The organism is Gordonia sp. DT219 (genome assembly GCF_049847065.1).
Lineage (GTDB): Bacteria > Actinomycetota > Actinomycetes > Mycobacteriales > Mycobacteriaceae > Gordonia.
In genome coordinates this window covers 44,245-57,809 of sequence record NZ_JBNCNR010000002.1, presented here as the reverse complement: position 1 = coordinate 57,809, position 13,565 = coordinate 44,245, and the positions used below count along the sequence as shown (strand labels likewise).

At 66.4% G+C, this 13,565-nt stretch carries 11 protein-coding genes; 3 read left to right on the top strand and 8 right to left on the bottom strand.

The genetic code is table 11. The features are described 5' to 3' along the window. Positions 1-147 precede the first annotated feature (147 nt). Entirely contained in the window at positions 148-723 is a 576-nt protein-coding gene (locus ACPXB3_RS03635; protein ID WP_425706026.1) for a TetR family transcriptional regulator, read from the top strand. Here the strand turns inward: ACPXB3_RS03635 and ACPXB3_RS03630 are convergent, their stop codons facing one another. The 6 genes from ACPXB3_RS03630 to ACPXB3_RS03605 all read right to left on the bottom strand — a co-directional run bounded on the left by ACPXB3_RS03630 (position 724) and on the right by ACPXB3_RS03605 (position 11,134). Next, positions 724-1,863: a PDR/VanB family oxidoreductase gene (locus ACPXB3_RS03630; protein WP_425706027.1), complete on the bottom strand. Its 1,140-nt coding sequence runs from the start codon at positions 1,861-1,863 to the stop codon at positions 724-726. A 13-nt stretch (positions 1,864-1,876) separates the two neighbouring features. Further along, positions 1,877-2,797 (bottom strand): metal-dependent hydrolase, encoded by a 921-nt coding sequence (locus ACPXB3_RS03625; RefSeq protein WP_425706028.1) that lies wholly within the window; start codon positions 2,795-2,797, stop codon positions 1,877-1,879. A 10-nt stretch (positions 2,798-2,807) separates the two neighbouring features. After that, entirely contained in the window at positions 2,808-4,604 is a 1,797-nt protein-coding gene (locus ACPXB3_RS03620) for an SDR family oxidoreductase (RefSeq protein ID WP_425726467.1), read from the bottom strand. Between the two features lie 126 nt (positions 4,605-4,730). Beyond that, positions 4,731-5,984 carry a pyridoxal phosphate-dependent aminotransferase gene (locus ACPXB3_RS03615; RefSeq protein ID WP_425706030.1) on the bottom strand — a complete coding sequence of 418 codons (1,254 nt, stop codon included), beginning with the start codon at positions 5,982-5,984 and terminating at the stop codon, positions 4,731-4,733. Between the two features lie 136 nt (positions 5,985-6,120). Then, a complete protein-coding gene (locus tag ACPXB3_RS03610; RefSeq protein ID WP_425706031.1) occupies positions 6,121-9,504 on the bottom strand; it encodes a heterodisulfide reductase-related iron-sulfur binding cluster in 3,384 nt (1,127 codons plus the stop codon). Positions 9,505-9,703: 199 nt separating this feature from the next. Next, positions 9,704-11,134 carry a WS/DGAT/MGAT family O-acyltransferase gene (locus ACPXB3_RS03605; RefSeq protein ID WP_425726465.1) on the bottom strand — a complete coding sequence of 477 codons (1,431 nt, stop codon included), beginning with the start codon at positions 11,132-11,134 and terminating at the stop codon, positions 9,704-9,706. A 207-nt stretch (positions 11,135-11,341) separates the two neighbouring features. On the opposite strand from ACPXB3_RS03605, the gene ACPXB3_RS03600 reads away from it, so the two are divergent. Further along, complete coding sequence (locus ACPXB3_RS03600) at positions 11,342-11,917, top strand: SanA/YdcF family protein (protein ID WP_425706075.1); 576 nt, start codon at positions 11,342-11,344, stop codon at positions 11,915-11,917. Between the two features lie 10 nt (positions 11,918-11,927). Here ACPXB3_RS03600 and ACPXB3_RS03595 read toward each other — a convergent pair whose 3' ends face one another. Beyond that, a complete protein-coding gene (locus tag ACPXB3_RS03595; protein ID WP_425706033.1) occupies positions 11,928-12,818 on the bottom strand; it encodes an SGNH/GDSL hydrolase family protein in 891 nt (296 codons plus the stop codon). Positions 12,819-12,865: 47 nt separating this feature from the next. Then, the gene (locus tag ACPXB3_RS03590; RefSeq protein WP_425706034.1) at positions 12,866-13,174 is read right to left on the bottom strand and encodes a hypothetical protein; all 309 of its coding nucleotides are present in this window, start codon (positions 13,172-13,174) and stop codon (positions 12,866-12,868) included. On the opposite strand from ACPXB3_RS03590, the gene ACPXB3_RS03585 reads away from it, so the two are divergent. Continuing rightward, positions 13,173-13,523 carry a hypothetical protein gene (locus ACPXB3_RS03585; protein WP_425706035.1) on the top strand — a complete coding sequence of 117 codons (351 nt, stop codon included), beginning with the start codon at positions 13,173-13,175 and terminating at the stop codon, positions 13,521-13,523. The two genes, ACPXB3_RS03590 and ACPXB3_RS03585, sit on opposite strands and share 2 nt — an antisense overlap. Positions 13,524-13,565 lie beyond the last annotated feature (42 nt).

Here is a 13,565-nt window from a genome sequence, read left to right as displayed (position 1 = left end):
CACCTCTGCTGCCCGAGAGGCGTGCGTGGTGTGTGGCAAGAGAACTCCCTCATCAGAGAGTATCTATCTAGTTATTTACACGACGAGTCTGGCACGCCGGGTCCCGGACTGTCAATAACCAGATAGTTACGTTGTAACGTGGAGGATATGCCGCCTGACGCCACTGATACGAAGCGCCGAATCCTCGTCGCGGCCGACAAGGAATTCTCCCGGTATGGCTTGGCCGGAGCACGAGTCGACCGGATCGCGGCCGATGCTCGAGCCAACAAACGCTCGATATACGTCCATTTCGGTCCTAAGGAAGAACTGTTCGACCTCGTTGTGGCCCAAGCGCTGTTGGCCATATCCGAGAATGTGCCCTTTACGCTTGATGATCTCCCGGGATACGCCGGTGCGCTGTTCGACTATATGATGGCGGACCCATCCATTCTGCGATTGATCACTTGGGCAGGACTGGAGCGCCCGGAGGCCACCGACGCCGAGGTGCGCACTTACGCTCCGAAGGTGACGGCCCTCAGCGACCGATACGGCCCGTCGGGCGCCGACGTGCTTGCGCTCATGCTGGGGCTGGTCACCGCGTGGCCCGCGGCCTCGCCTGCCCTACGTGCACATGCATCTGGCGAACCGTGGTCCAAAGGTCGCCTCCGGACCCATCGAGCACTGATGACCTCCGCGGTCCGGGCTCTCGCGGCAACGGCGCAGTCAGCCGCGTCAGGTCGGTGATCAGAGGTCCAGCGTGAGGTGATCTCCGCGGGCGCGTGAGACGCAGGTGAGGATCGCACCGGACGCCCGTTCGGGTTCGGTCAGCGTGTTGTCCCGGTGATCGACTTCGCCGGCAAGAGTGCCGAGTTTGCAGGTACCGCAGAAGCCCTGGCGGCAGGAGTACGGCACAGACGGAATCTCGCGCCGTAGTGCGGCCAGCAGCGTTTCGTCGGCGCCGACGGTGATCTGGGCGCCGGTCGAGGCGATGGTGGCGGTGAATTCGCGGCCGTTCTCGACCGGGGGCGGACTGAACCGCTCGTAGTGCAATTCGATGTCGGGTCGATCGGCGAGATGGCGCCGCAGGCTCTCCAGCATCGGGACCGGGCCGCAGCAGTACACGGCCAGACCCGACGGTGCCCGGCCGGTGCGGGGATCGACCTCTCCGAGCAGCTCTTCCATCGACGGCAGGCCGGCGGCGTCGTCGGTGCGGATGGTGACCTTGTCGCCGAATCGGGCCACCTCGTCGCGGAACGGAATCGAGTCGGTGGAGCGCCCGGTGTAGATCATCGACCAGTCGAGCCCGAATCGTTCGGCGGCGGCGAGCATCGGCAGGATCGGGGTGATGCCGATGCCCGCGGCGATGAAGCGCAGCTTCGTCGCCGGCGATCCGTGGCCGGGCAGCGAGATCGGAAAAGCGTTGCGCGGTCCCTTGATCGAGACCATATCGCCGACGCGAAGCGTGTCATGTACCTCGACGGAGCCACCGCCGCCGTTGGGAATGCGCCGGATGGCGATGCGGTAGGTGTGCTGGTCGGCCGGGTCGCCGCAGAGCGAGTATTCACGCATCCGGCCCGACGGCAGCAGCAGATCCAGATGTGCGCCGGCGTGCCAGCGGTGCAGCAGACCGCCGTCGGGGGCGGCGAGAGTGAGTGCGACGACGTTCTCGTCCTCGGCGACCACTTCGCGTCCGACAATCTGCAAGGTCGTGGTGCCGTCATCGGCGGGGGTCGTCCGCAGCGGCGAGAACGGACGCCAGGCAGGCCACCAGATCTTCGAGATCGCGGTGCCCACGGTGAGCAGAGGATCGTGGCGCCACCGGCCGTAGAGTTGCGGCGGCGGGGAGGTGAGGGTGGTCGTATGCGGATGTGCGCGCTGATTCATTCGGGCTCCTGGTTCAGCTCGCGTTGCGGGCGGCGGGTGAGGCCGCGAGATAGGCGACAGCCTGTGCGGTGGAGCCGATCTCGTTCGGATGGAAACCGGGCCGGAAGTAGCTGAACGTCGCCAGGACGACCTTCCAGAGCTTGGGCAGCACACCGGCGCGTACCCCGCGCAAATAGTGGTACCGACGCTGGAAGAAGTTGTAGTCGATGGTTCGATCCGAGGTCATGATGAAGCGGAAGCCGCGAGAGATCAAGATCAGCAACACCGGAAGTGCCACCAGCATGGCACGCCCGCGGCGCAGGTAGCCGTCGCCGAAGTAGATGGCGACCTCGTGTGCCACCGCACGGTGTTCGACTTCTTCGGCGCCGTGCCACGTGAACAGGTCGGCCATCGCCGGGTCGGCCCCGTGCTCGGTCCAGGTGTTGTTGAGCGCGAAGTCGCCAAGAATCGCGGTGTAGTGCTCGAGTGCGGCGATGAGCCATAACCGTTCGACGAGGTGCTTGCGACGGGCTGTCGCAGTCCCTGTGGCCATGGGGCCCAGGAGCTTCCGAAATATCCACTCCATCTGCAGGCAGAACGGCCGCGGATCGATCCCGTGCCTGTCGAGGAACTCCCAGAGCACGTGGTCGTGTGCTTCGGCGTGCATCGCCTCCTGACCGATGAACCCGCGCATGGTGGCGGCGAGTTCGTCATCGTGCACCAGCGGCAGTGCCTCGTTGAAGGTCTGGACGAACCAGCGTTCCCCCTCGGGCAGTAGGAGATTGAGGACGCTGACGAAGTTCGACGCCACCGGATGACCGGGAATCCAGTGCAGCGGGGTGTGCGCCCAGTCGAACACCACATTGCGGGCGTGCAGTTCGACCGGGCCCGGATCGGAGCCGTCGAGGTCGGCGGGTTCACGGGAATCGCCGATGGAATGGGCAGATGCGTGCATGATCGCTCCTTTACTGACGCGCCGCGGCGACGACCTGCCGGCGGGCCGCGATGCGCGAGATCCATGGGGTGAAACGATGGACGCGATAGGCGATCTGGGCCTCCGGTGCAACCGGCACCACGGCCTTGTCGGCGCGGATGGCGTCGACGATCTGAGCGGCCACCTTGTCGGGGGTGAAGCCACGCCGCCGATACAACTCGGCGAGGCGCGTCTGCTCACCGAACTGCGCATCGGCGTCGAGGCCGGCGATCTCCGAGGTGGCCACGATCGGCGTGTCGATGAGCCCGGGACAGATGGCGCTGACGCCGATGTGATGCTCGGCCAGCTCGCCGCGCAGCGATTCGGAATAGCTCAGGACACCGGCCTTGGCCGCCGCGTAGATACCCAGCCCGCGTTGCGGCGTAAAGACCGCCGCCGACGCTAGATTGACGATGTGCCCGCCGGTTCCGCGTCGGACCATCTGACGGCCGAACTCGCGACATCCGGTGATCACGCCACGCAGGTCGATTGCCAGTAGCCGGTCGACTTGATCGTCGGTGGCATCAAGGGACGCACCGGAAAGCCCGATCCCGGCGTTGTTGACCAGGATGTCGGGGACGCCGTGGGTGCGCTGCACCGTCTCGGCGAACTCGGCGTAGGCGGCGGTGTCGGCCACGTCGAGCGGGTAAACCGCCGGCGCAGAGCCGCTTTCCTTGCACAGACGAGCGGTCTCATGTGCGCCGGCGATATCGACGTCGGCGAGCACGACGTCGCAGCCCAGCTCCGCGAGTGCGCGAGCGGTCTCGCGGCCGATGCCGCTGCCTGCGCCGGTGACCACCGCGAGTCGCCCGGAGAACACCTGCCCCGGGCCGAAACGTCGCGTGCGGGAGAAGCTTTCGGGCACCGCACGATTCGCGTCGATGGTCCCGATGAAGTTGCGGACGTTCTCCGCAACGTAGCGTGGGTGGGTCGCCGGCAACCAATGGCCGGTCGCGGAATCGCGCCGCCAGAGCCGGGACGCGTAGCGGTGGGTGGTTGCGAAGGTCGCGGGGCGGATCGCGAAGTCGCGGGTGTTGAGGAGTTCGAGAACCGGCACCGACACGGTTCGGGGCGCCGGAAAGAGCAGGCGCCGAAGGATATTGGCACGGTAGTACCGCACTCCGGAGATCATGTCCCGACGTAACGTGGGGCCGGTGGTGATCGCCTGACGAGGGGTGCCATCCATGAGGTGCAAGAAGCTGCGCCAGACCTGCGGCGTGCCGAGCACTCCCAGGAACAGCCGCGGAATCACCGGTACGTGGAAGAACCAGGTGTAAGTCGAACTGACCAGTTGGGCGAGGCTGGTGCCCAGATTGCGCGGCGTCGGATGAGTGATGTTGTGGCGCAACAGCGCGCCCACCTGATCGAGACTCGGGCCCGAGATCGAGGTGAACGACGCGATCCGGGTGTGCGCCCCGCTGCGCGAGACCGCCTCCCAGCTTTGGATGGAGCCCCAGTCGTGGGCGACGACGTGCACGCGGGTATCGGGGGCGATGGCATCTGCGACGGCGAAGAGGTCGTCGGCGAGATTCTCGATCCGATACGCCGACACCGGCTGCGGACGGTTGCTGTCGCCCATCCCGCGGGTGTCATAGGCGAAGACGCGCGCATCGCGCGACAGGTCGGCGGCGACGTCGTCCCATACGACGTGGGTGTCGGGCCAGCCATGGACGAGCAGGACGGTCGGCAGGTCGGCGCCGGACGAGGTCTCCGGGCCATCTACATGCCGGGTGGCCTCGAAAACGGCGAGTTCCACCGCACCGCTGCGCACGATCCGACGTGTCCACATCACCGCTGGCTCCTTGCTCCCGGGCGTCGTTGCCTCCGGGGGCACGTTACACGTTACCAACGGTTACATGAATAGGGTGGCGATTACGTGAACATGCCGGTGTGGTGTGCGGGATGGACTCCCCGGCTATTGGCGGTACGAGGCGAGGAAGTTGCCGATCCGCTCGATCGCCTCACCGAGCTCACGCGCCCACGGCAGGGTGACGATGCGGAAGTGGTTGTGGTCGTCGAGGTTGAAGCCGGTGCCCTGCACGACGAGGATCTTCTCCTGCAGCAGTAGGTCCTGGACGAACCGCTCGTCGTCGTGGATTTCATGGACCTCGGGGTCCAGACGAGGGAACGCGTAGAGGGCGCCGCTCGGCTTCACGCAGCTGACGCCGGGGATCTCGTTGAGCTTTTCCCAGGTCACGTTGCGTTGTTCGTACAGACGTCCGCCGGGATGGACGAGTGCGTCGATGCTCTGATACCCGCCGAGGGCCACCTGGATGGCGTGCTGGCCGGGGACGTTGGAGCACAAGCGCGTCGAGGCGAGGATGCCGAGGCCCTCGATGAAGCCCTGCGCATGGTCCCTGGGTCCGGTGAGCACGACCCAGCCGGCCCGGTAGCCACATACCCGGTACGCCTTGGACAGCCCGTTGAAGGTGAGGCACAGCAGGTCCGGCGCGAGTGAGGCGATGTTGATGTGCTCGGCGTCGTCGTAGAGGATCTTGTCGTAGATCTCGTCGGCGAGGATCAGCAGCGAATGGCGGCGCGCGATGTCGGCGAGTTTCTCGAGGACGTCGCGGGAGTAGACGGCGCCCGTCGGATTGTTCGGGTTGATGATGACGATCGCCTTGGTGCGGTCGGTGATCTTCGACTCGACGTCCTCGATGTCGGGATTCCAGCCGTTGGATTCGTCGCATCGGTAGTGCACCGGGCGGCCACCGGCCAGCGAGGTCATCGCCGTCCACAGCGGGTAGTCGGGCGTCGGGATGAGGACTTCGTCGCCGTCGTTGAGCAGTGCCTGCGTTGTCATGGTGATGAGTTCGGAGACCCCGTTGCCGAGGAGGACGTCGTCGACGTCGAAGTACGGGAAGTCGGGGATGAGCTCGTAGCGGGTCACCACCGCGCGGCGGGCGGAGAGCACGCCCGCCGACTCCGAGTAGCCCTGCGAGTAGGGCAGCGCATGGATCATGTCGCGCATGATGACGTCGGGGGCCTCGAAGCCGAACAGCGCCGGATTGCCGATGTTGAGCTTCATGATCCGATGGCCGTCGGCCTCCAGCCGTGCTGCGTGTGCATGCACCGGACCCCTGATCTCGTAGCACACGTTCTGCAGTTTCTGGGACTGCTCCAGCGGCTTGAGGTTCTGGTTCTGGTGGGATACGTAAGGCCTACTCACGGGGTCAATTGTCGCAGCCGTGGGCAACCCGATTAATTCGGCCTCGCGGCGGGTCCGTCGTCGATGTCCGGGAAAGCGGTGAGCCCGCCCGGTGCGACCGGGCGGGCTCACGGATATCGGTTGTCGGACGACGCCGTCAGGAACGGTGGCCCGGCCGCTTCTTGCCCGCGGCCAGACCGAATCCCTTCGCCTTCGAGGTGCCGGTCTCGTTGACGGTCCGGTCGTCGGCGGTGCCTGAGGCCTGCGGCTCCGTCGCCGAAGCGTGCGACTCCGTTGCCGGGGCCTCATCCGTTGCCGAGGCCTCGTCCGTGGCCGGCTCGGGCGCGCTCGACGTCTCGGCGGGGGCCGTCGTCTCGGTGGGTGTCGACGACTCTGCGGGCGTGCTCGGCGCGGCTGCTGCGGGCTTGGCGCCGGGGCGCTTCTTGCCTGCGGCCATGCCGAACCCCTTGGCCTTGGCCGTGGTCGCCTCGGTGGCCGCCGGTGCGCTCGGCGTCGCGGCTGCCTCGGCGGATTCCGTGTCGGCGGTCGGTGTGGCCTCGGGTGCGGACTCCGCCTCGTCGACCTTGTTCTCGGCGGGTGCGGTCACCCCGGCGTCGGGTGCGGCCGCATTGGGTGTGACCCCGCCACCGGGCTTCTTCATGCCCGGGCGCTTACCCGATCCCATCGCGAAACCCTTTGCCGCAGGCTTCTTCTCCGGCCCAGCGGTCTCCGGCCCTGGGGCCTCCGGACGAGTGGTCTCGCTGACGGCCTCTTCGACCGCCGGTGACGATTCCTGCTCGGCCGGAGCGGGTGCCGCGGACTTTGCCGTGGCGCCCGGCTTCTTGCCGCCCTTCATGCCGAATCCCTTGGCGGCGGGCTTCTTTTCGGCCTCAGTCGGTGCAGCTGCCTCAGCCGGTGCGGCCGCCTGCGCCGGTGCAGCACTCGCGGTGACGCCGGGCTTCTTGCCGCCCTTCATGCCGAATCCCTTGGCGGCGGGCTTCTTTTCGGCTTCAGCCGGTGCAGCTGCCTCCGCCGGTGCAGCATTCGCGGTGGCGCCGGGCTTCTTGCCGCCCTTCATGCCGAGTCCGACCTTGGGCTTCGGCTTCGCCTCGGTGGCGGCACCGGCGGTCGCGGTCGCGGCAGCAGCGGCTGGGACCTTCTCGGGTTCGGGCTCCGGTTCCGGTGCGGCCTTCGGCGTCGGGCCGAGGAATCGACCACCGCGGGTGACCTCGGGTGCGCCCCGCTTGACCGATTCGAGCACCAACTGGGCGACGTCGACGACCTCGACCTTGCCCTCGTTCTCGGTACCCGAGGTCCGTGCGGTCACACCGTCGGTGAGCATCACGCGACAGAACGGGCAGCCGGTGGCCACCTTCTGCGGTGCCTCACCGCCATCGGTGTTCCCGGCGCCTAATGTGTCGAGCGCCTCGTCGACGCGATCGATGTTGATGCGCTTGCCGATCTGCTCTTCCATCCACATCCGGGCGCCACCGGCACCGCAGCACATGGACCGTTCGCCGTGTCGGGGCATCTCGCGCAGATTCGAGCCGGACGCGGCCATCAGCTCACGCGGGGCGTCATAGACCTTGTTGTGGCGGCCGAGGTAGCAGGGGTCGTGATAGGTCACGCCCTCACCGAGCGGGGACACGGGCACCAGACGTTTGTCGCGCACCAGCCGGTTCAGTAGCTGGGTGTGATGCACCACTTCATATTTCGCACCCAACTGGGGGTACTCGTTGCCGAGTGCGTTGAAGCAGTGCGCACAGGTGACGACGATCTTCTTGCGTTGCTGTGGCGCGGTCGCGAAGACCTCGCCGATCGTCTCGATGTTCTGCTGCGCCAGCATCTGGAACAGGAATTCGTTGCCCGCGCGGCGTGCCGGGTCGCCGGTGCAGGTCTCGCCCTCGCCGAGCACCAGGAAGTTCACCGCGGCGATGTCGAGCAGTTCGGCGACGGCCTTGGTGGTCTTCTTCGCGCGGTCCTCGTAGGCGCCGGCACAGCCGACCCAGAACAGGTACTCGAAGCCCTCGAACGAGTCGACGGTCTGGCCGAACACCGGGATCTCGATGTCGATCTCGTCGATCCAGTTGGTGCGCGCCGAGGAGTTCTGGCCCCACGGGTTGCCCTTGTTCTCGAGGTTCTTGAACATGCCCGCGAGCTCGGTCGGGAAGTCCGACTCGATGAGGACCTGGTAGCGGCGCATGTCGAGGATGTGGTCGACGTGCTCGATGTCGACGGGGCACTGCTCGACGCACGCACCGCACGTGGTGCAGCTCCACAGGGTCTCGGTGTCGATGACCGCACCGAGCTGCTCGGGATCGAAGACGCTGATGCCCGACTCGTCGTCGGCGACGATGCCGTCGCCGCCACCGAGGGCACCCTTCGACTCGCCGACCAGCTTGCGCGCGGCCTCGGCGCGGGCCGACTCGGGGATCTTCGCGAGCTTGGCCTCGTCGGGTCTGCCGTCGGCGTCGACGAGACCGACCTCGTCGCCGCCCATGTCGGTGCGGCCGCCGGCGATCAGGTACGGCGCCTTGGCCTGTGCATGGTCGCGCAGGGACATGATGAGCAGCTTGGGGCTCAACGGCTTACCGGTGTTCCATGCCGGGCACTGGCTCTGGCAGCGACCGCACTCGGTACACGTGCTGAAGTCCAGCCAGGCCTTCCAGGAGAAGTCCTCGGCCTTGCCCGCACCGAAGGCGTCGACGTCGGGGTCGGCGGACTCCATGTCGAGCACCTGGCCATTACTCATCATCGGCTTCAGCGGGCCGAGGGCGACGCCGCCGTCCTGCTCACGCTTGAGATAGATGTTGAAGAACGCGGCAAACCGGTGCCAGGCGACACCCCAATCGATGTTCGAGCCGACCACCGCGAGCCAGATCATGCCGCTCATCAGCTTGATGACCGCCGCAACCGTGACCCAATACACGGACCAACCGTCGAAGGCCATCGCGAAGTAGTGGGTGAAGAACGACGTCCAGATGGGCGGGTTCTCGATACCGGAAGAGATCTTGAAGGTCTTCACGAAGACCATGCCCAGGCCCTCGAGCAGCACCACCCACTCGACGAAGTACGCGGCGCCGAAGCGCGACCCGGCAAAGCGCGAGAGCCGTTCGGGCCGACGGGGGTGGTTGAGCTGGCGGATCGTCATCAGGACGAGGATGCCGATGACGGTGCCCAGTCCCAGCACCTCGTCGGCGAAGATGTAGATGTTCCATGCACCGATCACCGGCCAGTGGAATTCGGGGTCGAAGATCTGTCCGTAGGCCTCGAACCAGAAGATCGCGCCGATCAGGAAGCCGAACATGACCAGCCAGTGCGCCCAGCCGACGGTCCGGAATTTCACCATCCGCGTGTGGCCGACGAACTCCTTGAGCATCGTCCACAGTCGCGGCAGAACAGGCCAGAACCGCGCTCTCTCGACGCGCTGACCCTGCGCGATGGCACGGATCATCGTCCATACGCCCCGCAGGAACAAGGCCCAGCAGAACAGGCTGATGACCGCGGCAATAGTGCCGATGGTGATCGTCGTGGCATTCACGGCGTCACGGCCCCTCTCTGATTGTCACGAGACCCTGCGGCGCGGGCTGACGTGCGCGGGGTCCGACGTCGGTTACGGGTAACCGTAATTGCTGAATACACCCAAGCGCTGCCAAGGCTGACCTAAGAAGCACTCGGATGGGCACATGCTTGGGTCGCATGGACCGTCCGTCAAATGATACTTGCCAGTAACTTACTGTCTAGTCAGTTCCGGACGATGTGACGTTTGCGACCTTTTCGAGTTCTTCGAGTGCCGTATCGAGGTGCGTGAGCAGACGCTGCAGACTCGGTAGCTCCTTGCGGGCGCCGATCAGGCCGAAGTTCACGTGCTCGGCGGTCGTGGTCACGGTGATGTTGAGCGCCAGGCCCTCCATGACCACCGACACCGGATAGACGCCGTCGAGGCGGGCGCCGTTCCAGTACATGTGCTCGCTCGGTCCGGGGACATTGCTGATGATGATGTTGAGCTGAGGCGGCGTGTAACGCACAAAACCCGGAACGGTCGCAAACGCCAGCGACGCGATCGTGGCCGCACCGTAGGCCAATGCCTGCAGCGGCGAGAGCCCACGGATCACCCGCTTCGACTCGCGCATCGAGTTGACCAGGGTCTGCAACCGGCGCTCGGGATCCGGCTCATCGGTGGCCATGTTGGCCAGGATCGCGGTGATGGAGTTGCCGTCCTTGCCCTCGGCACCCGCGATGTGCAGTGACACCGGCACCGCGGCGATCAGCGGCGTATCCGGCAATTCGTCGTGATCGATGAGATAGGACCGCAGCGCACCCGAACACATTGCGATGACCACGTCGTTGAGGGTGATACCCATCTGCTGGGCGACGTCTCGCAACCGGTCGGTGGACCACTGTTGGGCCGCGAACCGCCGCGCACTGCCGATGGGAACGTCGAGCATCGTCCGCGGCGCCGGGCGGAACGGGGCGGCAAAGTCCTTGTTGGTCAAGGCCGTCCATGCGATACGCGCGGTGGCCGGCAGCATGCCCACGATCTGGCCGCCGACATCGAGGGCCGAGCCGGCGAGGTCCAGGGCGCCCGAGAGGTCGGGGATGCGTGAGGACGACGACGACGAGGAGGACGAGGGCTTGGGCGCCCGGCGGTACAGTGCCGGGTCCCAAGGGGCCGACCCGTTGCGGTCCTCGGGGTCGGCAGTCAGGGTGCGCTGCAACATTCGCAGTGCGGAGACGCCGTCGATCAGGGAATGGTGGATCTTGGTGTACAGCGCGACGCGGCCGTCCTCGAGGCCTTCGATGATGTGGACTTCCCACATCGGCCGATTGCGGTCGAGCAGCGCGCTGTGCTGCAAAGACACGTAGCGCAGCAACTCCCGGACGCGTCCGGGCCGGGGCAGGACCGACCGGCGCACGTGGTAGTCGAAATCGATGTCGTCGTCATGGGACCACGCCACATAACCCATCACGGTGGCCGGGGTGGCGGGACGCTTGCGGAACAGCGGATCTAGGTCGGTGCAGGTGTTGAACCGCACCACGAACTCCTCGGCCAGCTCGCTCGCCGACTGGCCGGCCCGGGGGACGAAGAGTTGCAGCCCCCCGACGTGCATGGGCTGCTCGCGGGTCTCCGCGATCAGGAACATCGACTCCGTGATCGGCATGTACGGCATGCGGCCCACCCCCTCATCGTGTGGCTGAACTGTGTGGCTGAAACTGTGCTGGGGATCACACTACAGCCACTTGTGTCACGCGCACACATGGAGGCCGTATACGGCGGCCCGGCGACTGCAGCCGGGCGGCCGGCTTCTGGCTACGGTGTCCGGGAGGGGTGTTCGGGAGGGGGTGATCGGGTGGGTGTCCGGAACACGGCGCGGCTGATGATCCCGATGGCATTGATCGCCGTCGAATTGATCGTGACGATCGCGGCCACCTGGGTGTTCGTCGCCTCGCGCGGTCATTCGCTCACCGCCGCCGAGGTTCCGCCGGATTCGACGGTCGTCGTGCTCGGTTCACTGGTCCGCGACGGTGACCCCGGAGATTACGTGCGGGGTCGCCTCGACACCGCGTTGGCGCTGTACCGGTCTGGTGCGGTACAGCGGATCATCAACTCGGGCAACGGGTCTCCCGACGCGGGCGATGAGCCCGCGGTGATGCGTGCCTATCTGGAGGCGCGTGGCGTGCCGCCGGAGAAGATCGTCGACGACCCCGCGGGCTTCGACACCGCCGACACCTGCCGGCGGCTGCGTGACGTCTACCGAGTCGACCGGCCGGTGCTCCTCACGCAGGACTTCCATGCACCGCGGGCGATAGCGCTGTGCCGCAGTCTCGGGGTCGATGCGAGCGGGGTGGACGCGGGATGCGACTGTTCGGCGATCTCGCTGGCGCGCAACATTGTCCGGGAGACGATGCTGGCGCGTCCCCGGGCACTGCTGACTGCTGTCACCGGTTGGTGAGGCGCGTCGTTCACGCCGATGCGCCGACGACCTTCGCAACCGTGGCGGCGATCGCGGCCTTGCCCGACGGGGTCTCGTGGTAGGGCGCCGGACTCTCGTACCCGTACAGCCACGGGTCGGCGGAGCAGACGCCGTGATCGTGCCCGGCCGTCGACATGCGGACCACCTCGGCGCCGACCGAATTGGCCGCGGTGGCAATGGCTTTGGTCAGTCCGGCGTAGACCGTGAGGGTCTCGGCTCGCTGTTCGGGGCTCAGCGGCAACACGTCACATGTGGCATCGCCGGTGGTCAGGGGCAGGTAGTCGACGAAGACGATGGTCGCCTGCGGCGCACGATCGCGGATGGCCTGCAGGACCCGGTGCAGCGTGGTGCTGAGGTGGGCGAAGTCCGCGGCGGCCGGCGGCGGTGGCGGGCTCGAGTTGCAGTGCTCGGCGCGGGCGCCGACGATCGGCCCGACGGCCCGGCAACTCAACGCCATCAGGCGGCCGACGTAGTGAATGTTGTTGCCGCCGACCGTCAGCGTGACCAGCGACGTGTCCGCGGTGACGGCATCGATCTGTGGCCGGTCCGCGACACCGGGCTGGGCACGGTCGACGATGTCGGCGGTGGTGGCGCCCGAGCAGCTCACGTCGGTGAGTTGCAGACCGAGACTCTGCGCCACCAGGCTCGGATAATTTCCTTCCGAACGGGCGCACCGCATGTCGGTGAGCCGAATCCCGCCCGGGCCGGCCGCGTATGAACTCCCAAGGGCAACATACTTCTTGGTGGGTGCGTTACTCGGGTGGACGATTGTCGACGACACCGTCGACGAGTTCGTGACCGTCGTGGTCGCCGGCACGCCGCAACCGGCACCGAGGCAGGCGGCCGCGATGGCGACGACGATGCGGGCCCCAACGGGCACCGACAATCGACGGGGCCACCACGGCCGGCCCGGTGATGAACCCGATATCACCGTGGTGCGTCACCGGTGATTTGGCAGATCCATTGGCCGTTGGCGTCGATGTAGTGGCCGGGGGCGCCGTTTTGATCGGTGCAGGGCTGGCCGCCCGGGTCGTCGTCGCGCTGGCTGGGTGTCGTGGTATTGACTTGCGGTGCGTCTCCGGTGATTTGGCAGATCCATTGGCCGTTGGCATTGATGTAGTGGCCGGGGGCGCCGTCCTGGTCGGTGCAGGGCTGGCCGCTGCGATTGCCGCCGCCGGCGGGGGTGGTGGTCTGCGGGCCGGGGGCCGGGGCCTGCTGATGGTGAGTCGTCGTCATGGGCGGGGCCGCTGAGGCCGACGAACTCGATACCGAGGCCGACGAGGACGACGGCGCGCTCGAAGAGCTCGAACTGGTGCCCGAGTCGGTTCCGCCGCTGCTACACGCTCCGGCCACGAGCATCAGGGCGAACGCGCCCGTCACGAACACCGATCGATTGATTCTGGTCATCACACCTTCTATGCAGAGCTATCCGGAATGTTACTGGAATGATGGAACGCAAATTGACATTACAATGTCAGCAACCTTGGACGGTGGTGAACAAGAGAAACCTGTGAATCGACAACTGCCGTTTTTGTTTGACTCCGCGGGCGTGTGGACGAGGCTCTGCGAAAGTCATGCACGGTAGGTTGACCGTACCTACTAGCCCAGGACTGTTCACGAGCGAAAG